General features: G+C 42.6%; 13 protein-coding genes and 1 riboswitch. Of the genes, 9 read left to right on the top strand and 4 right to left on the bottom strand.

Features of this window, described 5'->3' with window-relative positions; translation table 11 throughout:
- Positions 1-33 precede the first annotated feature (33 nt).
- On the bottom strand, positions 34-1,944 hold the full coding sequence (locus tag DKT73_RS09450; protein ID WP_111638308.1) for a methyl-accepting chemotaxis protein: 1,911 nt from the start codon (positions 1,942-1,944) through the stop codon (positions 34-36).
- Between the two features lie 193 nt (positions 1,945-2,137).
- Between DKT73_RS09450 and yegD the strand changes: the two genes are divergently transcribed.
- The gene (gene yegD, locus DKT73_RS09445; protein WP_111638307.1) at positions 2,138-3,502 is read left to right on the top strand and encodes a molecular chaperone; all 1,365 of its coding nucleotides are present in this window, start codon (positions 2,138-2,140) and stop codon (positions 3,500-3,502) included.
- Positions 3,503-3,623: 121 nt separating this feature from the next.
- Here the strand turns inward: yegD and DKT73_RS09440 are convergent, their stop codons facing one another.
- Both DKT73_RS09440 and DKT73_RS09435 read right to left on the bottom strand, forming a co-directional pair.
- Positions 3,624-5,675 (bottom strand): methyl-accepting chemotaxis protein, encoded by a 2,052-nt coding sequence (locus tag DKT73_RS09440; protein ID WP_111638306.1) that lies wholly within the window; start codon positions 5,673-5,675, stop codon positions 3,624-3,626.
- A gap of 250 nt (positions 5,676-5,925) precedes the next feature.
- A complete protein-coding gene (locus DKT73_RS09435) occupies positions 5,926-7,644 on the bottom strand; it encodes an OFA family MFS transporter (RefSeq protein ID WP_111638305.1) in 1,719 nt (572 codons plus the stop codon).
- A 259-nt stretch (positions 7,645-7,903) separates the two neighbouring features.
- Here DKT73_RS09435 and DKT73_RS09430 point away from each other — a divergent pair, with 259 nt between their 5' ends.
- Together DKT73_RS09430 and DKT73_RS09425 are read left to right on the top strand one after the other, a co-directional pair.
- Positions 7,904-8,971 (top strand): FUSC family protein, encoded by a 1,068-nt coding sequence (locus tag DKT73_RS09430; RefSeq protein ID WP_111638304.1) that lies wholly within the window; start codon positions 7,904-7,906, stop codon positions 8,969-8,971.
- Between the two features lie 153 nt (positions 8,972-9,124).
- Positions 9,125-9,355: riboswitch (cobalamin riboswitch) on the top strand.
- Positions 9,356-9,436: 81 nt separating this feature from the next.
- Positions 9,437-10,108, top strand: coding sequence for an energy-coupling factor ABC transporter permease (locus DKT73_RS09425; RefSeq protein ID WP_111638303.1), 672 nt, complete (start codon positions 9,437-9,439; stop codon positions 10,106-10,108).
- Between the two features lie 53 nt (positions 10,109-10,161).
- Here DKT73_RS09425 and DKT73_RS09420 read toward each other — a convergent pair whose 3' ends face one another.
- Positions 10,162-11,049, bottom strand: a complete 888-nt coding sequence (locus tag DKT73_RS09420) for a LysR family transcriptional regulator (protein WP_111638302.1) — start codon at positions 11,047-11,049, stop codon at positions 10,162-10,164.
- Positions 11,050-11,160: 111 nt separating this feature from the next.
- Between DKT73_RS09420 and DKT73_RS09415 the strand changes: the two genes are divergently transcribed.
- The 6 genes from DKT73_RS09415 (at position 11,161) to DKT73_RS09385 (ending at position 21,010) form a co-directional block, all read left to right on the top strand.
- Positions 11,161-12,366 (top strand): MFS transporter, encoded by a 1,206-nt coding sequence (locus tag DKT73_RS09415; protein ID WP_111638301.1) that lies wholly within the window; start codon positions 11,161-11,163, stop codon positions 12,364-12,366.
- A 123-nt stretch (positions 12,367-12,489) separates the two neighbouring features.
- Entirely contained in the window at positions 12,490-13,779 is a 1,290-nt protein-coding gene (locus DKT73_RS09410; protein WP_111638300.1) for an HlyD family secretion protein, read from the top strand.
- 23 nt (positions 13,780-13,802) lie between these two features.
- A complete protein-coding gene (locus DKT73_RS20485) occupies positions 13,803-14,006 on the top strand; it encodes a response regulator transcription factor (RefSeq protein ID WP_111638299.1) in 204 nt (67 codons plus the stop codon).
- Between the two features lie 961 nt (positions 14,007-14,967).
- Positions 14,968-16,164, top strand: a complete 1,197-nt coding sequence (locus DKT73_RS09395; protein ID WP_198666580.1) for a JmjC domain-containing protein — start codon at positions 14,968-14,970, stop codon at positions 16,162-16,164.
- A gap of 4 nt (positions 16,165-16,168) precedes the next feature.
- Positions 16,169-18,253, top strand: a complete 2,085-nt coding sequence (locus DKT73_RS09390) for a peptidase domain-containing ABC transporter (RefSeq protein ID WP_111638297.1) — start codon at positions 16,169-16,171, stop codon at positions 18,251-18,253.
- A gap of 21 nt (positions 18,254-18,274) precedes the next feature.
- Complete coding sequence (locus tag DKT73_RS09385) at positions 18,275-21,010, top strand: M16 family metallopeptidase (RefSeq protein ID WP_111638296.1); 2,736 nt, start codon at positions 18,275-18,277, stop codon at positions 21,008-21,010.
- Positions 21,011-21,111: the final 101 nt, after the last annotated feature.

Genomic DNA, 21,111 nt, shown 5'->3' with positions numbered 1-21,111 from the left:
TAAGTAAAAACCTTCGGTGTTGAGAGACTTAACTCATGTTCTAAAGTGATTAATATTTTGTGTCAAATCATCTGCCAAACGTTTTAACTCTTCTGCTCGTGAAGCACTTTCTGTCGCCAGAACCACCAATTCGCTAGAACCTTGTTGGATATCTGAGGTGTTTTTATTGACCTCTGCAGTAACACTGGTCTGCTCTTCCGTCGCCGTAGCAATTTGAGCCGCTCGATCATTGATCGTGGTGACTGATTGTTGGATTTTATCCAAGCTGTCTTTTGCCTGATTCACATCCTCTACACTGCTGTTTGCTCTGGTGTGGCTTAGCTGGATTTTTGCAACGGCATTTTTAGTGATGCTTTGCAAAGACTCAATCATCTTCTGGATTTCTTCTATTGAGCTGTAAGTGCGCTGCGAAAGCACTCTCACTTCATCGGCAACAACGGCAAATCCACGACCTTGCTCACCGGCTCGAGCGGCTTCAATGGCGGCATTGAGGGCTAAGAGGTTCGTTTGTTCTGCAATACCAGAAATGGTCGTTAAAATAGTATTGATGCCATCGGCATTTTTACTCAGATCATTGATGACATGAGCCACTTCTTGAATGTCATCGGCGAGGGCGCGAATGCTATCTTGGCTTTTTAGCACTTGCTTCTGACCAATGTTGCCAGCGGCGACGGTTTCATCGGCATTAACGGCGGTATTGGTTGCATTGCCAGCAATTTCTTGTGTGGCTTGAGACATCTGGTGGATGGCGGTCGCAACCATAGCGATATTGTGCTGCTGTTCTTCTAGTTTTTTGGCGCTGTTTTGTGAGGAATCATAAGCATCGTTCGCTTGTCCCGCTAATTGATGACCAATTTTTTTCAAGTGAGACACTGTGTTATGGAGTAAGGCGACAAATTGGTTAAAATTACCAACAAGAATGGCAATTTCATCTTTTGAGCTAGCGGTTAAACGTTGTGTTAAATCGCCGTCTCCCAGAGCAATCTGCGCCATGCTGTCTGACACTCGACGTAAATCTCGTAATAGAAAACGTGTTACTTGAATCACAATCACAGAGGCGACAATTAATAAGATTAAGACACCAATAATTAAGCTGGTGCCAAGGTTAACAAGTGGCGCATTTAATACGTCTTGGTCCATCATTAAACCTAACACCCAAGGGGTTCCTTTGATGTTACTGGCGTACATGTTGATGTTTTTGTTGTCTAGCTGAAGCTGGGTAAAACTGGCTTGACGTTGTGTTGCTGCAAAAAAACTTGTATTAAGTGTTGATGACAGTTCAGAGGCGTCTTTCAAAATCAGCTTTCTATCTGGATGTGCGATGATTTTGCCGTCACCATCAAAGAGGGTGCTGTAACCTTCGCCAGCCACGTTCATCGCCATGATGGTTTCCATTAGGTCATCTAGAAACACCAGCCCACCAATGGCACCAATAAATCTACCATTTACTATGATAGGTTCGACAAACGTCATGGCAAGCTGTTGTGTGGACGCTGACACGTAAGGAGCCGTCACATACGCACTGTTTTTCGCTTTCGCATCAATGTACCAGCTACGAGTTCGTGGATCATAATCGGCACTGTTTAAAGAAGGGTCATGGCGGTACATAGCGCCATTTTCTAACCCTAAAAACGTCATACCAAAATTTAAGCCTGTTTGAGCTTGTTGAAGAATATTGAGAATGTCCTTTTCATTCACATCGGGATTTTCTTGCAAGGAGGCTTCCATTTTTTGCTTCACCGCTTGCATGGTGCTGATTCGATCTGTTGACCAACTATTAATATAGGTTGAAATGGCCGCTGCTTGGGAGCGGGCTTCGGATTGTATCCGTGCATCACTGTCTGTTTTAAAGGCATAAAAAGAGACACTGCCGACACTGATGGCAACAATAATCGCCACAATGATCGACTGAAGGGTAATTTTGGTTTGCAACGAGAAGTGCATCTTTTTTCTCCAGGATATTTTATATAAGTGAGTCTTACTTATATTCTTGTCTAAGTATGTTGTTATTCTGCAATTTTCGGTTATTGAGCGTAAGATTTCTAGGACAATACCCAGGGGGAATAGTTTTGATACTTTTGAATCTTTCTGTTATCGTCCGCGCCCCCTTTGATTATCGATATTAGGTATAGCATAAATGATTTGTGGATTTGATTACGGAACATCGAATTGTGCATTAGGTATAGTGCAAAACTCGCGTGTACGCTTGGTTAATTTAGAAGATGACCACGCTTTTCTCCCTTCCACTTTGTATGCGCTAGATCGAGACTTAATTACGGAATCGGTAATAAGAGGCATCGGTGATATTGTTTCTCGGCAAGCGTTCGCTGAGCTGCGCCAAAATGCGATAGCACGTGCCAAGCGTGCTCGTTATGAGGAAGATATTGCGGAGGACGATCAAACGTTATTTTTTGGGCGCGCAGCGTTCAATGAATATTTCCAGTGGCCGGAAGAAGGCTATTTTGTTAAATCACCAAAATCCTTTTTAGGTGGCGCAGGGTTGCGAGCAGAACACATTCATTTTTTTGAAGATGTTGTCACCGTGATGATGCAGAATATCAAACAGCGTGCTGAGAAAAGCTTGGGCGCTGAGATTACCCACACAGTTATTGGGCGCCCTGTGAATTTTCAAGGTTTGGACGCAGAAGTCAGTAATCGCCAAGCTTTAGACATATTAACAACCGCTGGTAAGAGGGCTGGCTTTAAAGAAATTGAATTTCTTTATGAGCCGATTGCGGCGGGTTTGGATTTCGAAGTCACTCTGACAGAAAACAAGACAGTATTGGTCGTGGACATAGGTGGTGGTACGACTGACTGTGCTATGGTTCGGATGGGACCTGAGTATTTAGCAAAAGAAGACAGACGAAATGACTTTTTAGCACACACGGGAGAACGTGTTGGCGGTAATGATTTAGACATACAAATTGCGGGTAAGCATTTTATGCCGCTATTTGGCATGGATTCTTTATTGAAAACAGGATTACCCATGCCGACTCAGTTGTATTGGAATGCAATTACAACCAATGACGTGTCAGCTATCGCGACATTTAATAGTATGGAAACAAGGCATCAGATTAATCAGTTGCGTTTGGATGCGGCACAACCCAAATTGATTGAACGATTTTTACGAATGCGAGAAGAAAAGCATAATTATCACATAGTGCGCAGTGCGGAAGAGACTAAGATCGCCTTGTCCGATACGTCGCAATACCTTGCTTCCTTGGATTATATTGAAACAGACCTAAGCGCTTCTATTAGCCGTGAAGAACTGACTAAGTCCATATTTTCACCCTTAGAAAAAATGCTGAATTTGATGACGTTGGCTATAGAGCAAGCAGGCGAGAAGCCTGATTTGATCTACATAACAGGTGGGTCGGCCAAGTCACCAGTGATTCGCGAGGCGATTCAACACCGGCTTGGTGATATTCCTGTGTTAGATGGCGATCACTTTGGCAGTGTGGCGGCTGGTTTAACCGTTTGGTCAGACCGTATTTTTAGATAGTAGAGCCGTCAAAAGTAAGATCTAAAACAAGGTATTAAAAAAGCGAACCCATCAATATGGGTTCGCTTTTTGCTTTGTGTGGCAGGTGAAAAATTAGCGTTAGCGAATCAAGATATTGAAATTACAAAGAGAAGCGATCAATAGAAGATTGCAACTTGTTTAGTACCTCTGAAAGCGTTTTGGTGGTGACCATCATCTCTTTCACACCGTGCGCGGTATCGTTTGATAGGTTGCGAATATTTTCAAGGTTTTCATTTACACTGGCGGCCACTGCGGATTGTTCAGTAATCGAGCTGGCAATGTTAATCGACATGGAGTTAATGAGACTGACCGACTGGGTCACTTTCATCAATCCCTTGCTGGCTTCTAGGGCTTTTTCTGCATTGCCTGCTGCTTGATCTCGTCCATTAATGACTTCCATAGAGGCTGTTTTGGACAATTTCTGCAGTTGGGCTATCATGCCTTCAATTTCTGCAGTGGCATCTTGTGTTCGGGTGGCCAACGTTCTGACTTCATCTGCTACCACAGCAAAGCCACGGCCTTGTTCACCTGCGCGTGCGGCTTCAATCGCCGCGTTAAGGGCAAGTAGATTGGTTTGCTCAGCAATGCTGCGAATTACGTCTAATACGGAGCCGATACTAATACTTTCCTTCTCAACGTCTTGCATCACAGTAGAAGCATGTCCAATCACATTTGCCAGACCTTGCATATCCGAAGCGACATTATCGACGACTTGGGTGCCGGATTTGGTTTCTTTGTCCGCTTTTTGAGTTTCATTGGTGGTGTCGTTGACGTTCTGCGAGACGTTTTCTACCGCGATGACCATCTGACTCATCGCGGTTGCCACTAAGTCTGTTTCTTCCTGTTGTTTGCTCATGCTTTTAGACGCGAGATTGGCGGTTGACTGTACTTTTGAACTAGCGTCCGCAAGGAGCTCCATGCACGATCTAACTTCTAACTGCATCGCCCTTAGCTGAGTAATAGTATTTCGGCCGTGTTTAAATAGCACATCGATTTCGTTTTGGCTTTCTGTTTGGTGATGTGAATGACGATGAAATAAATCGGTAGAGAGGTCGCCATTACCTAAAGCTTGCAAATCTTGCCCTGCTTGTTTCAGTGGGGAAAGTACGCGTTGTGTAATGAAAGCAATCATGATGACTAAGATAATGGCACAAAGAATAGACACAAGGATTAGGCTATTTTGAACAGACCTAGCAACCACAGTGAATTCGTTGACAGGACCGCCCGTTAGGATTGCCCAGTTCCATTTTTCGGCGCGGCTAAATGCCATAACGATGTCTTGTTCTTTTCCATTGATTGTTTGTTTGGTTTGAAACACGCCGTTCTTTTGCTGTTTTATCTGTTGTAAATACTGGTCAGCCTCTTGCACACCAATTTCAGAGAAGAGTTTGTCTTTATTTTGCGAATCAACAACGATTCTGCCAAAGTCTTTGCCTTCTTGAAGATTAATGACGGTGGCTTTTCCTGTTTCGCCAAACGATAGGCTATTTATTTCTTTTTCTAGGTTCTTTAGACCTTCTGTGTAATCAAAGCCGATGTAAAGCACACCAACGACCTTTCCTGTTGAATCTTTAAATGGAACGTACTTTGTCATGTAGTTACGACCAAATAAGGCCGCCGGACCCGAATATATTTCGCCATTAATCAGTTTTTGATAAGCAGGGTGGCTTTTGCCTAACAAGGTACCGTAGGCACGAGTACCATCGGCTTTTTTGAGTGAAGTACTGATACGTAAAAAGTCATCACCATAACGAATAAACACGGTTGCAGTGCCGCCCGTCATCTTGGTGAATTGATCTGGTTTATCAAAATTGAGGTTAATGACTTCGCCCGAGTTGGTGGCTAAAGGGCTGTCGTATTCGCCGATTTTCACCGTTTCAGAATCACTCACTGTGATACCATTAGGAAACAGCGTGAAAAATATGTCGGCCAGTCTATCTGTGCTGCTTTTTAGATTTTCATTATAAAAATCGAGCAACATACCTCCTTGTCCAGCGCTGGTCTGTAACTCGTGTTCTATGCTCTCCATAAAACCATTGTAAGATTTACTTGATGTGAGCCAAGTGAGTGTTCCAAAGCAGGTAATGGAGACCAAAAACACCACGACAGCTAATTGTCGTGTGATCGGCATGGTTTTAATAAGCTGTATCATGGAGTATTCCTCTAGTTAAAATATGCTTTGCAATCAGGCCAATACAGCATTAGATAAAGCTATTATGATTGTAGTTGTCTTTACTTTTATTGCTAAATAATGACTGAAAATAGGTTTTAAAAGGTTGTGGCAATCGAAGACGTACTTTGCTTTTCCACGATTGATCGAACCACTTCACATAAAGAACAACAAGACGATTTTTGTCTTGCTGTTCTTATTTTTGTAACCAATAGTGACGTTAGGTCAATAATTATAAATTTGGATGTGTTTTTTCCACATGATGTTTTTCATTGACTGGCCGTATCATTAGGTTCGCAAAAAAGCCAATAACCAACAAACCTGCCATGGCGTACATGGTGGTGTTATAAAGGCCAGAGGTCGGGTCTATTGTGCCTGCAGGCGCAATGTCCATCAGGTTGCTCACGGTGACGGTCTTCGCTGCAATTAACTCATTTAATTGTGAAATAGAGGCATTGAATTTGGCTTCAAAAGCCGCTGGATCAACTTTATTGGCTAAGTCGTGAATGGCACTTTCCACTGACATGTTTCTTAAATAAGTGATAACAAATGGCCCTAAGACGCCAGCGGTTGCCCAAGCGGTCAGTAATCGACCGTGTATGCCACCGACGTGTAGGGTACCGAAAATATCTGCTAGATACGCAGGAATAGTCGCAAATCCACCACCGTACATGGTGAAAATAATCATACTGGCCCCGTAGAACATGATTAACCAAGTGACCGACGGATCAGCGCTGACCGCAGACGCTGCAAATGGAATAGAAAGGTATAAAAGTGTGCCAAGTACAAAGAAGCAATGATAGGTGTTTTTACGGCCAATGAAGTCCGATGTGGACGCCCAAAAGAAGCGACCGCACATATTAAAGACCGAAATCATCAAGACATAAGTGCCTGCAAAGCTGGCTGTGGCAATCGTTGGCAAGGTGGTGCCAAAGATTTCTGTCATCATGGTTTTTGCGATACCGATCACGCCAATGCCCGCGGTCACGTTGAAACAGAGTTCGATCCATAATAACCAAAATTGCGGTGTTTTTAAGGCTTGATCAATGTGCACGTGATTGCGGCTAATCATGCTGTTGGTTTTATCTTTGGCTGGTGGTGTCCAACCTTCTGGTTGCCAATCTTTAGGTGGAACGCGATAAGCAAATGCCGCGACCATCATAATAACGAAATACACGATCCCAAGGGTGAGGAAGACGCTAGCAGCGCCAGTATTTCCCGTGCCTACAACATACACACCTGCTTCCCCTGGAATGGGGAGTTTTGAGGCTTCTGATGCACTGGCTACGACGACTTCAAGCTGTCCATTTGCCATTTCAGCGAAGCGTCTTCCACCCTCAGTAATAAGGTTGACCGCCGATTCTGGTCCAAGATACGTTGGAGCTACTGCGAATTTTTCTAATAAAAAGGTTTTTAAGGGGGCGCCAATCATTGCGCCGCCGCCGAAGCCCATGATTGCCATGCCGGTTGCCATGCCGCGTTTGTCTGGGAACCAGCGCAGTAGCGTCGATACGGGAGAAACATAGCCAAGCCCTAAGCCACAGCCACCTAATACACCGTACCCTAGATACACTAGCCATAGTTGATGGGTCGAAATGCCGACGCTGCCGATAATAAAACCGCCGCCCCAAAGGAACGCCGCTGTGACGCCTACACAGCGAGGGCCAACTTCTTCCAACCATTTTCCTGCAACCGCAGCTGACAGGCCGAGAAAAACAATGGCAACGGAGAATATCCACACAACGCTACTGAGACTCCAGTCCTCTGCTGCGCTGGTGACGACGCCAAATTCTTTGGTTAAGGCTGGGTTAAAAATACTCCACGCGTAAACAGAGCCTATACATAGGTGAATAGCAATGGAAGCGGGAGGAACGAGCCAGCGATTAAAGTTGGCGGAGGCAACGATCTTATCCTTCATTAAAAGGGATAAGAGTGAGCGAATGAGGTTCATAATCTGTGTCCTTGCAGAAGATTGATAATGGCAACATTGAGAAACAAAAAGTTACAAACGACACTATAATATTTTTTTATAAGGAAATATAAAAAAATAGTAGAGTTTTGGCTTTTAAAACACTTTATTTCGTTTTGAACGCTGATTGATGCCTTTTAAGGATGAGTGAGCCTATTGTTTTGTGTGTTTTTTCATTATTTAGAGGAGAGAATGGTGATAGAATGTTTATCTACTAAACAGATTTTCATGGAGTATCTCGTTGATAAAAGCCCTCTTGATTCAGTTAAAAGACCTTTTTTCATGGAGCGACATTAAGCGTCCTTGGCACCTTGCTGTTCTTGCCGCTGTTTGTGTTGGTATTCCTGCCTTGATTGGTGCGGCTACAGACCAATTTGCGGTAGCAACGCTATCAAGCTTAGGGGCGATGGTTATTTTATATTTGCCTAAAACGCGCACAGCACATCGAATGGTGACGCTCGCCATGTGTTCATTTGGCTTTATGGTGTGTTTTACCATTGGCTCGCTGTCTAGCTTTAATCCATATTTAGCGGCTTTGGCGCTTGGGTTGTTGTCTTTTGGTGCGATTGTTATCACACGTTATTACCGTTTGCCGCCTCCAGGCAGTTTTTTCTTTATTCTCGTTTCTGCTTTGGCGATCTATCTGCCTTTTGATTTAGGTAAATGGACCTCGAATATCGGTATGGTGGCTTTGGGAGGGATCTTATCTTGTGCTTTAGCCTTTGTTTATAGCGTAATGACTGGCGCGAACGACTTGCCTGCCACAAAAGTAGAAACCGATCCTCAGGTCAATGCGATTATCCTGGAAGCGGCGTTAGTGGCTTTTTTTATCGCTTTTTCTTATTTGTTCGCGATATGGCTGGCCTTGCCTAATGCGCTTTGGGTGCCCATTTCTTGCGCAGCTATTTTACAAGGCGCGACTTATCGTATGATCTGGCATCGAAATGTTCATCGTATTGTTGGTACGGCAATTGGTATGGGCGTTGCGTGGTGTTTGTTTTCTTTGCAGCCCAATTATTGGGTGTTGGCGCTTAGTATGATCTTTTTTCAATTTCTTGTGGAATTATTGATCGTCAAAAACTACGGTGCGGCCGTGATCTTTATTACGCCGTTAACGGTTATTATGGCCGAGTTTACCAGTGCAAATATGAGTACGGCGGTTTTACTAGAACATCGTTTGGTTGATATCTCTATTGGCAGTGTGATTGGTATCATAGGCGGGACGATCTTTCATAGAACATCTTTGCTAAAAAATATCGAGTCTAAAATGAATGCTCGTAGCTCTTTATCTGGACGTAAATCTTCTTAAAAATTTTCAGATTATCAAACTTAGATGAATGCCTTTCTTGTTTGCAGTAACAAGCAGGGCATTTGTTAACGTCTCCTTATTTCTCACGCTGTAGTTGCTTAAATTTTGGTTAAAACGTACGCTTCAAATCTCTGCGAATGGAATTGAAATGCATATCGCAGTTCTTGTGAAGGTGCCTATAAAAGGGTGAAACGGGAAACAGGTGCGTTTAATTTTTAAGCAATCCCTGTACTGCCCCCGCAACGGTAAATAAGTGGTGTATTTTTCTTGCTTCCACTGTTCATGGCTATAAAAAGTGCTGAATGGGAAGGGACGAGATTGTCAGTAATACAGATCGACCAAACGCTTATCAGTCCGGAGACCGGCCTTCATTGTTTAGGACTTTTTAACCTTGTAAATATGGCTAAACAAGTCCGCTAATTTGAATCATACGGGTGAGTATGAAGCATATTTTGGAGGCACATAGTGCATATTGAACCTGGCGTCGTTGATGGCGCAAAAATTGTTTTAAGTTACGCTACGGCATTGGTAGCGTTTGGCTTTTCTGCGAAAGCCTCTATCGATATGATAAAAAAAGACGGTCTGCTGTCTTTGGTCGGTCGTAGTGTGTTAACCACTCTGTTTGTCTTTGCCTTTTTTGAACTCTTGCCTCATCACGCTGTTGGTGTATCGGAAGTGCATCTTATTTTAGGCTCAACCTTGTTTCTTATTTTTGGCCCAGCGGCCGCTTCTATTGGCTTGATATTAGGTTTGTTAACGCAAGGCGTGTTCTTTGCTCAATTTGACTTACCTCAATATGGCATGAACGTGACAACTTTATTGTTACCTTTGTTTGCGATGAGTGCTATTGCGCGTCGAACCATTGCTGACAATACGGCTTACGTTGACATCAGCTACAAACAAGCCTTGCAACTGTCTTTCACTTACCAAGGAGGCATTGTCGCCTGGGTGGCTTTTTGGGCATTCTATGGACAAGGTTTTGGCGCCGAAAACTTAGCCTCTGTGGCGACGTTTGGCATCGCTTATCTCAGTGTTGTATTGCTTGAGCCTTTATTAGATTTGGCTGTACTAGCGGGTGCAAAAAGCGTGCAGCGCTTTAAAAACTCCTCTTTGTTTGAAACGCGCTTGTTCAATTAATCTAAGTTAGGTGTTTTTGAATACCCACTTTTCTAACCGTAAAGTGGGTATTTTTATGGGCGCCTTTTGTAGCGGCCATGTTCGCTCACAAATTCTAAAAAAGCACGATTCGCTTTTGATAAATAACTGTCTTTGCGCCAAGCAATGCCAAGATCTAACCAAATTGGTGGATCAAAGGAGCGAGTAATGAGTTCATCGTCCTCTTCAATTACCATGGCGAGTAGGGTAGAAATGCCAAAACCTTGTTGAGTGATGGATTTGATGAGCGGAATCAAGTTGGTTTCAAAACCAATTTTAGGTATTCGTTTGCAGTCTTTGGCTAATTTATCGACAATTCGCCGATGAAAATACCCTTCTTTGAACATCACTAACTCTTCTTCGAAAAACGCCTCAGGGGAAATTTTCGTGAGCTGGCTGAAAGGGTGATCAGTGGCTACCGTTACCAGCATTTCCTCTCGAATGAGGGCTTGAGTCTGAAGACTATCAGGAAGGGTTTCAGCGACGATAACGCTCAGGTCCAATTCGCCACTTTCAAGCATTTTTTGTAATTGCCAAGTTCCGCCTTCAATGACTTTAAGTGTAATAGTGGGATACTTGTGGCGAAATGCCATCAGAATCGGTGGAAAGTAATAAGAGCCCAGCATGCTCGGAATACCTACTCGAACTTCACCTTGGCTTAGTCCTTTTAGCTCGCTCATTTCCAACAAGGCATCGTCTGTGGCTTGAATGATTTTTTCCGCATGAATCAGCAATTTTTTGCCTTCATCGGTAAGACCAATATTCCGGTCTGCTCGATGGATTAAGGTTAAGTCTAAATCCGCTTCTAGCTTCTTGATGGCCATACTCACTGCAGGTTGGGCAACACCCAGTTGTTGCGCGGCCTTGGTGAAGCTCTCTGTTTTTGCAATCGCAATAAAATAACGCAGCGGTTTAATGTCCATCAATAACCCTTATGGATTGGATAAGATGGATATATTTTATTGATTATTTGGCTGGGCGTATAGTGCTGAACAACGCGTTATTTTGTTTGGTTTACCGTTGGGAGTGTGGTCGTGATCGAAGTGGGTAGTTCTGTCTTTTGGCGAGGCACTGTGGCGCTTATTATTGGCTCTTTTATGATTTTCGCCAATGTGTATGTGACGCAACCTTTGTTGCCTATGATTGCCAATGAGTTTTCTATAACCCCGCTACAGGCCAGTGGTAGTTTTACCATTACAACGCTGACGTTGGGTATCTCCTTGCTTTTTTATGGTCCAATCTCAGACGCTTTGGGTCGCAAAGGCATTATGGTGATGACCATGGTGGGTATTACGGCCACCACTTTTTGTTTGTCGTTAGTGCAAAACTATGAATCCTTACTGGCATTGCGTGCTCTGCAAGGTTTCTTTCTCGCTGGATTGCCAGCCATTGCGGTTGCGTATTTGGGAGACGAATATACACCTGAAGCCTTGATGGTAGCCGTTGGCTTGTACATCAGTGGAAACACGTTAGGTGGCATTGGTGGTCGTCTTATTGGTGGTTTTGTTGGTGAATGGCTGGGACGATCAGCGACCTTTGGTGTGATGAGTGCCATTAGCCTATTTTGTTTATTGGCTTTTTATATTCTATTGCCCAAATCCCAGCATTTCGAGCCAAAGCCATTGCGTATCGGCCACATAGTGATGAACATGAAAGGCCACCTACAGAATCGCCGTTTGCTGACTTGTTATTTAATCGGTGGCTTCAGTTTTTTCATTTTTATCAATCAATACAGCTACGTGACCTTCGTTTTGGAAGCTTCGCCTTATAACTTAACCGCTAAATACGTTGGCTTGCTTTTCTTAACGTACTTGTCGGGCACCTTGGGTTCGGCGATTTCAGGCAAGCTTGCCAAGCGCTGGAGCCAGCCGAATATTATGGTGCTAGGCACCTGTATTTTCATGTTTGGCTCGTTAGTGACCCTTGGTGATTCTTTACTAGCAATCATCTTAGGCTTATTGATCAATAGCTTTGGTTTCTTTTTATGCCATTCCACGGCCAGCGGTTTTGTCAGTCGTAATGCCACACACGCCAAAGCCAGTGCATCGTCTTTGTATCTAGTGTTTTACTACTTAGGTGCCAGTCTTGGTGGCTTTTATCTTGATCCTTTCTGGCAAGCGGATGGTTGGACCGGGGTTATCATTGGGTCTTGGTTTGTACTTGGTTTTGTTGTGTTGGCGGGCGTCAGCTTGATTCGACAAAAAAGCGCTATGAATGAATTAACGATCGAAAAGGTTTAGCTTTGTCCTAAAGTTGAGCGCTTTTCTACACTGTTTGATTATCTAAATGGCAATGAGTTTCGTTATCGCTTTTTTTATGTAAAAATAGGCTGATTGATAGGATGTCATCAGAATGTAGGTTTTATGGAAAAAACAACGAACCAACCTAGCTCAACTCTATTTAGGCAAGAAGCTTTGCGTGAGAAGCACCATTCTCATATGGGGCAAGTGCTTATTCACCAGCCTGCGAACTATACATGGATTGCTTTTATTGCTCTCTTTCTGGCGATCCTTGTTGTAGCGTTTATATTCTTTGGCACCCATACTCAAAAAGTGAGTGCTTCAGGTATTTTGGCTCCAAACCAAGGAGTGCTGAGGATTCTTGCTCCTACACAAGGCCAAGTGGTAGATGTAAGCGTCAGAGAGGGCCAATTTGTTAAATCAGGTGATTCTTTATTAACGGTATCGGATGAGCGTATTTCCAGTGCTGGTGAGTTACAGAGTCTTTTAGCGGCAAAGCTAGCGTTGAGAGAGTCTTTGATAAGGCAGGAAAAAGAGCAAGCCAGTGTGAGATTTGCTCGACAGAAAAATTTATTGAATCTTCGGCTGTCATCGATCGAGATTGGAAAAGCGCAATTTGAAACAGAAATTAATTTATTAAGGCAAAGAGAGAGGCTCGCGGAAAAAAATCTCGATCGTTTGCAAATATTACGTGATCAGAGTCATATTGCTGATTTTGAATTACAGGATGCTGAGGCTGAGTTATTGGTTTTAGCTAGCCAAAAGCAATCTCTCATACGTAGTCAAAGCAGTTTAGAAAATAATCGTTTAGAGCTAATAGCACAACGTCAAGATCAAGAAGAGCAATATCAACGTCAGATGACGGAGGCTGAGCAAAAATTAGCGTTATTACAGCAAGAAATAGCTGAAAACAATGTACGTTCAAAGCAAATTGTCCAAGCACCTTTTAGTGGAAAAGTGACAGGTTTAAATGTTCAAGCAGGTCAGCAAGTCACGATCAATACTTTAATGACCAGTCTCGTACCTCAGAATAGTAAGCTGCAAGCTCATCTATACATTACGCCCAGTCAGGTAGGTTTTATAGCCATTGGTCAAAATGTTTCGCTTCGTTACACTGCCTATCCATATCAGAAATTTGGCATGGCGCAAGGACGCATTACGAGTATTGCAAGCAGTCCATATTCACTTCAAGAACTCCCCACACATATTGCTAGTATTCTACAGAATACGGTTGTCAATCAAAATCAAGCGCAGAACTTTTATAAAGTTACTGTGGCAATAAACTCCCAACATCATGGCGGTTCTCAACCGTTACTCCCAGGTATGCAGCTTGAAGCTGATGTTCAACAGGACACACGTAGAATCTACGAGTGGATTCTCGATCCTATTTATTCAATAGTACGAAAAATATAGTTTAGACAAGAAAGGTTAACATTATGCAATTAACAAATCGAGAGCAGGAAGTTCTACGAGTTTTGGCAGAGGGGAAGAGCAATAAGAAAATTGCTTCGGAGCTTAATATCAGTCATTTCACAGTGAGAGACCATGTATCCTCATTACTTCGAAAGAAGCAGGTTTCATCTAGACAGCAGCTGGTATCAATTTATTACTGTGAAAATATGGGTAGTGGTGAATTTTAAAACCCTACATCTGTAGGGTTTTATTTTAAATTTAGATTTTATAGTATAAATAATGTTTTAAATTTATGAAAATCGATAATTTTTTAGAGGTTATTTATGAGAGAGTTGACAATAAGTGAATTAGATCTGGTTTCTGGTTCAGGGAATGCTATTGATACAGTAAACGCTACAATTACGGCCGGCGGAGCTGGTGCAGTTGCAGGATCGGTTTTAAGGGGGCAGCTATTGGGTCTAGAGCCGGAATTATAGGGGCTGTTGTTGGAGGTGCGATTGGCCTTGCTGCTGGTGTATATGACTGGTATCAAGATGGATCAGATTATTCTGATGGAACAGGTTATTGATTTCAATTAATTCTCTCTAGAATTTATAAGAGGTAATGGCATGTTTTTAAGATTTTTAATATATTTGTTTGGTTTTTTTGTGTTTTTTTCAGCTTCCTCCTCATTTTATTTTTTATATTTAGGAGAGTCAAAAGATTTGGTTATATCAACTCAGAGTATGTTGATATCTATAATTATTTATAGAGAGTTTTATAAGTATAAAAATGAATTAAATTGAGATTTTTATTGTTTTTAATTGGGGTTTTTTATTAATGGTTATGGTATAGGGCTTTATTATAATTTTTATGTTTAATCTATTTTAATATTTATTGTGTTTTACTAGCTCTTTTTTATTTTTATTGTGCTGATATTTAAAGCAGTAGTAGTTTATGCTGGTTATCTAATAGTTAATTTAATTCAAGATAGTTAGCCAACAGCGCAAAGAGCTGCTATAGCTGCAGTTATTGGTGGTACCGCGGCTTTGGCAGGCACTCTATCTCCACACATTCTTCGAACAACAGTACTCTCTTCTATTGCGGGAGGTTCGGCAGGTAATGCGGTCGATGGCTCAGATTATTGTTTTAAGTGGTACAAACTATAATTAGTATTATTTTATTATTGATCTTAAAAGGATTTTGATTTTGTTCGATATATATAGAGAGAATTTTATTTCTAACCACCTTTATAAAAAACCTTTTCTTTTTAAAAGTGTCATGTCTGATATTGGGTTGTCCTGGAAAGATATTAGTGAAATATATGAGCGGGCTGATGCATCCGACCCTAGTTTTAAATTGATGAATGGTCATGAGGTGCTAAAGTCTGAATATTTGGAATCCTATTTAAATGTAGGGCGAGTTGAATATCGTTATATAAAACCTGTTATTTATGATTATATGAGAAAAGGTGCAACCTTAGTTTATAATCGTATCCGTAATGAGCCCTTTATAAGCAATATTTCTCGACAAATAGCTAACTTCGCTCAAGCACAGGTCATTACCAGTGGTTATGCTGCATTTAGTGCTAAGCCTTCTTATCGTTGCCATTGGGATACTCGAGATGTTTTTGCTGTTCAGTTAAAAGGCCGTAAACGTTGGATTTTAAAAGAACCAACCTTTGAACTCCCTTTGTATATGCAGCAAACGAAAGATATGCCTGATGCTGAGGAGCCGGAAAAGGTTTATTTAGATGTCGTGCTTGAAGAGGGCGATATTTTATATGTACCTCGAGGCTGGTGGCATAATCCGATTCCTATTGGAGAAGAAACGTTTCATTTGGCTGTTGGAACCTTCGCGCCAACGGGTTTTGATTATATTCGTTGGCTCGTGCAGAAGGCCCCTAATATAGTGGATGGTCGCCATAATTTACATGGATTCCAAGAAAGTAAAGAATCATTAGAGCGATTTGGAAAGGAGTTTGCATCGTTAATGTCTGATGAGGCGACTTATGAGCAGTTTATGGCAGACTATATAGGGCAACATCGAGTTGATTCACCGATATCACTTAGTACCCTTGCCAATGGAAAAATAAATCAATTGGAAGTGACTCAAAAAATTCGGCTTAATGTGAATTTTCTCTATTCGTTCTCTAATGACTTTGTGGTAGTGAATGGTAACAAAATAAATTTAGATGAGATTAGTCAGGGGCTTATTGATTATATAAATAAGCATCAGGCTTGTACTGTTAGCGATGTTCTATTTGTATTCTCAAGCTACCCTAGTGACAAACTCCACGAGTTGTTATTTCAGCTTGCACTAAATGATGTACTAGAGCTGATTTCAGGTTCTGACAGTGTGGCCATTGGATTGGAAGAAAAGAATACAGCCTTGAATATGGTTTGATGAAATGAAAGTTATTCTTCAATCAGAAAGCCATGAATGCGGACTTGCTTGTCTTGTAATGCTTGCCAGTGCTTATGGGTCGCACTTAGATCTTGCAACACTACGGCGGCGCTTTTCTATCTCGGTCAAAGGTACCAGTCTTCCGCAAATTCTTCACTATGCGCAGTCATTAGATTTTTCCAGTCGTCCAGTTCGGTTGGAATTAGATGAATTGAAGCAGCTTCGTCTGCCTTGCATCCTACATTGGAGCTTGAATCACTTTGTGGTGTTAGAAAAGGTGGGTGCTCAGAAGGTGACTATTCTTGACCCTGCAGTGGGGCGAAGGACATTAACCATGGATGATGTGTCCCGTTGCTTTACTGGTGTTGCTTTAGAGCTGACACCAAGTGCAAGGTTCCTACCAGCAGAGAAGAAGCCTCGTTTACGGCTTCGTGAATTAACGGGACGTATTCTTGGTCTAAAACGAGCTCTGGTAAATATCCTTATGCTTGCTTTAGCTCTAGAAGTTGTCGCTCTGCTATCGCCACAAGTTATGCAATGGGTTGTGGATCATGCATTGGTTTCGGCTGATTATGATCTATTACTACTGGTAGTAATAGGTGGTTGCCTCTTGTTGGTTATTGACTTTGTCTTACGTATGGCGCGGGGCTGGATGGGGTTAAGGCTAAATCAACAGCTGACGTTGCAGTGGACCAGCAATTTTTTTCACCATTTATTGAGACTGCCTTGGTCTTTTTTCGAGAAACGGCATTTGGGTGATATTACAGCTCGCTTTCAATCTTTAGATGCTATTCGTGCGGTTCTTACAAATGGCGCTGTGACTATTTTGCTTGATGCGTTGGTTGCCTTGATCACGCTCACTCTGATGACACTCTACAGTAAAATGTTGACTGTGATTGTTCTGACAGCGGTTGCTTTGTATGTACTTCTTCGTTGGGCTTTTTATGCTCCCCTACGAAATGCTATGGAAGAACGTATCGTTCTCGCGACAAGAGAAAATGCGTATTTTTTAGAAACTATTCGAGCGGTACAACCGCTTAAGCTTTTTAACTCAACGCCTTTACGACTAGCTACTTGGCAAAATTTACTGACAGATGTACAGAATCGAGACCTTAAAACCCAAAAAATGTTACTGGTGTTTGGTGGTCTCAATACGCTGATTTTTGGCTTGGAGGGCATGGTGCTTTTGTATGTCGGTGGATTGGCGGTTTTAGGAAATACGTTAACCTTAGGCATGCTACTTGCGTTTCTTGCTTACAAAAGTCAGTTTACTGCTCGTGCAAGTAAGCTGATTGATCTAGGGATTGAAATCAAAATGCTATCTTTGCATGGGGAGCGCTTGGCCGATATTGCTCTTGAAACACCGGAACCTAATATTGCCATTGAAACCGACCTTAGCAGGGTTGAGCCACGTATCGAGTTTAAAAGTGTGTCTTTTCGATATGCTGATGGAGAGCGTTGGGTCATCAAGGATCTATCATTCACCATTGAAGCGGGTGATTCTATTGCCTTAGTCGGCCGTTCTGGCTGCGGCAAATCTACTTTATTTAAGCTTATGTTGGGCCTGTTAGAACCAACAGAGGGTGATATTCGCATTGGTGGTACCTCTATTCGTCAGCTGGGACCAACGGCTTTAAGGAATATGGTTGGTGTAGTGATGCAGGATGATCAGCTCATGGCGGGTTCTCTTGCTGAAAATATTGCTTGTTTCGAGGCTGGCGCAACGCAAGAGCGGATTGAAACGGCTGCACAGCAGGCCAATATTCATAAAGCGATTATAAATATGCCAATGGGCTATCAGACGTTAGTGGCTGAAATGGGAAGTGGTTTGTCCGGTGGTCAAAAGCAGCGGCTGTTATTAGCAAGAGCCTTGTATAAGCAACCTAGTATTTTGGCGTTAGATGAAGCCACCAGCCATTTAGATTTGCATGGCGAACAACATGTGGTCAGTAATTTAAAATCACTGTCCATGACGCGAGTCGTTATTGCTCACCGTAGAGAAACGGTTGCTATGGTTTCTCGGATAATTCATCTTGAACAAGGAAAGATAACAGAAGACATTCGTTTAGACACAGACGAAGTTGCATGATTTCTAATTAAGGACAGATCAATGTTGCGGTATATGGTTTTTATTTTATTAGTGTTTGTCTCCGTTCAAGCAAAAGCATTGCCTGAACTGATGAAAAGTTGGGAGGGGATTGACGAGTATAGACTAGAAAATGGTATGACCATTTTGCTGTCTCCCGATGCTGAGAAAAAAGTCATTCATGTTGACCTTGTATATTTGACAGGGAGTTTAGCTGACCCAGAAAGCGCTCCTGGCACAGCGCATTTACTTGAGCATATGATGTTTAAGGGGACAACGCAGCGCACAGGGCCACAGCTTCTGGCTGATTTGCAAGAGCAAGGTATTCAGTTTAATGCTACAACCAGTTTTGATCGTACTCGCTATTCCGCTATGTTCCATGCAGATCAGAGTAAGTTGGATTTTCTGTTAGAGCTTGAAGCCGAGCGTATGGTGGCTCCCGTTTTTTCAGAATCGGATATGAGTGCCGAAGTCGAAGTGGTTCGCCAAGAGATTACTCGAGCACAAAATGATCCATTAGGCTTCTTCAATCAACAATTGCTTGCGACAGCATGGGATGGAAAAGGGTACGGACGTCCCGTTCTTGGTAACTATGATGAGTTGCGAGCAATTACGCTTCAAGATCTACGTCAATTTCATGCCGACTATTACCACCCTAATAATGCCGTACTTGTGTTAACTGGTGGTTTTGATTTAGATCAAGCTCTTTCATCCGTGAATGATCGATTCGCGAAGATTAAGCCTTCTGCTCATGCTATCCATAACATCAAACATACGCCTTCGAAAAATACAGACAGTACTATTCAAGTTCAGCAGGGGGGACTGAACATATTGGCCTTGAGTTATGAGTTACCACCTAGTCAGGATGAGCGTAACACCGCATTAGTTGTACTTGCCGAAATGTTGGCTGGTGAGCCTCATGGGCGGCTTTATCAATCACTTGTTGTCTCAGGAAAAGCTCAATCCGTTTTTGCTATTCCTCAATTTTTTCGGCAAGGTGGGCAAGTGATAATTGGAGTGGTACTAGCGCAAGGTCAATCACCGCTGATTGTTCAGCAAGAACTTATCGCTCAAATAGAACGGCTACGAGAGCAACCAATACCGCTGGATGAACTGGCGCGTATTCAGACGATGAGGCGCCCGCTTAAAAATTTGATCTTGAATGATACTGCTAGTTTATCGGACGTACTTTCGGAAGCCGTCGCACAGGGGAATTGGTTGCTCCACTTTCAGCGCCATGATCAAGTTGAGACACTCACACCAACGCAATTACAAGTTCAAGTTGAGACTCTTTTTGCCGATCAAAAGCCAGTGGTGGGTTATTTACTAGCCCAGCATGAAGAGGAGAGTGTTTCAGATAATACTAAAGAGCCGCTAAGTAGCAACAGAAGTGCCACATCGACAAAGATGTCCCCACTTGTATCTACTAGTCAGAAAGCTGCTGTAGAGTTAGATATGCCAGATGTTGAGGAATTTAATGCTTATATTAGAGCAATAGAAGACAGCATTCAGCGCGATAAGCTGAGCAATGGCATGAAGGTAGCGTTACGTCCCTTGCCAGATAGTAAAGATTTGGTTCTAGGTAACCTAAATCTACGCTTTGGTGATTTAGAAAACTTACAAGGTACCCAGGCCGTATCCGATCTTGTTGGCACTTTGCTGATAAGAGGAACACATAAGCGTAGTTATCAAGCGCTGGTAGACAGAGTGAATCAATTGGGCGCAGGTTTTCAGGTTATGCCTAAGCGGGGCATGTTAAACGTCAGCTTTGCTAGCCCACCGGAAAATGTAACAAAAGTGCTGAGCTTAATTGCTGAGGTGTTAAAAGCGCCTGCATTTCCAGAGAGTGAGTTTGATTTGGTGAAAAGGCATCAAATGCAAGCTTTAATGACACCTGTTACTCAGCCTGCTGACCTAGTGAACAGAACGTTGCGACGTTATACAGAACAACACTATTCACAACAGGATGTTAGACGCCATCTAGAGCTACAGGAGATACGGCAGCAGCTTGAAAAGGTAACTCGGAAAACGGCACAACAATTCCATAGAGACTATTATGGTGCTCAGTACGGAGAAGTGGCGATTAGTGGAAATTTTGATTCTGAGCAGATCAAAGAAACACTAGAAGTACTGTTTGGCAATTGGATGAGTCTCTCCTCTTACGAGCCAATTATAATGACACATCGGGAGCAACCTCCTGTTCGAAAAGACGTTCAGGCGGGTTCAAAGGGCGGTTATTATCAAGGCCGTATCTATTTTTCTGCGAATACTTCTACCGAAGAAAATACTGAACTTTTTATTGTTGAGCATGTACTGGGTCGACACCCATTAACCTCTCGCTTAAGTAAACGTTTGCGTGAACAAGAGCTGCTTACTTATGACATTCGATCGTCCATACATGTACCGACTCAAGGTGATCATGCTTTCGTGAGTATTCGAGGTGGTTTTTCTAAAGGACAGGGAGAGCAATTAGCAGACACTATTAAGGAAGAAGTGAATCGCATTGCTGAATTCGGCGTTTCTCAATATGAGTTAGATCTAGCAAAATACACTATTTTGACTGAGCGACGTAATACTTTAAGTGATGATAGGAGAGTTCTTAGATTGTTGTCGAAACAACTGGCGGACGGAACAACAATGGTGTCATGGATTGTTCGTAACAAGGAGTATGCGGAGGCGAGCTTAGAGAAAGTGAACGCAGCTGCAGGTCGCTATTTTAAAGTGGACGAAATGATTGAAGTTATCGCTGACTCTGAGTGACTGAGTATTGCGTTTTTCATTGGCCCGAATAATTGTTCCGAAAAAAAGAGTCTTATTTCGAGAGACTGTCACGTATGGTTCTGTGAGCTGCTTGGGGGCGA

The sequence above is a fragment of the Marinomonas shanghaiensis genome (assembly GCF_003259175.1).
GTDB lineage: Bacteria > Pseudomonadota > Gammaproteobacteria > Pseudomonadales > Marinomonadaceae > Marinomonas > Marinomonas shanghaiensis.
The sequence above is the reverse complement of the archived record's forward strand: the minus strand, read 5'-3'. Positions and strand labels throughout refer to the sequence as shown.

Excerpts from the sequence above, each read along its gene's own strand:
- DKT73_RS09420 (WP_111638302.1), bottom strand. The coding sequence starts at position 11,049 with ATGGACATTAAACCGCTGCGTTATTTTATTGCGATTGCAAAAACAGAG.
- DKT73_RS09410 (WP_111638300.1), top strand. The coding sequence starts at position 12,490 with ATGGAAAAAACAACGAACCAACCTAGCTCAACTCTATTTAGGCAAGAA.
- yegD (WP_111638307.1), top strand. The coding sequence starts at position 2,138 with ATGATTTGTGGATTTGATTACGGAACATCGAATTGTGCATTAGGTATA.
- DKT73_RS09385 (WP_111638296.1), top strand. The coding sequence starts at position 18,275 with ATGTTGCGGTATATGGTTTTTATTTTATTAGTGTTTGTCTCCGTTCAA.
- DKT73_RS09450 (WP_111638308.1), bottom strand. The coding sequence starts at position 1,944 with ATGCACTTCTCGTTGCAAACCAAAATTACCCTTCAGTCGATCATTGTG.
- DKT73_RS09440 (WP_111638306.1), bottom strand. The coding sequence starts at position 5,675 with ATGATACAGCTTATTAAAACCATGCCGATCACACGACAATTAGCTGTC.
- DKT73_RS20485 (WP_111638299.1), top strand. The coding sequence starts at position 13,803 with ATGCAATTAACAAATCGAGAGCAGGAAGTTCTACGAGTTTTGGCAGAG.
- DKT73_RS09435 (WP_111638305.1), bottom strand. The coding sequence starts at position 7,644 with ATGAACCTCATTCGCTCACTCTTATCCCTTTTAATGAAGGATAAGATC.
- DKT73_RS09390 (WP_111638297.1), top strand. The coding sequence starts at position 16,169 with ATGAAAGTTATTCTTCAATCAGAAAGCCATGAATGCGGACTTGCTTGT.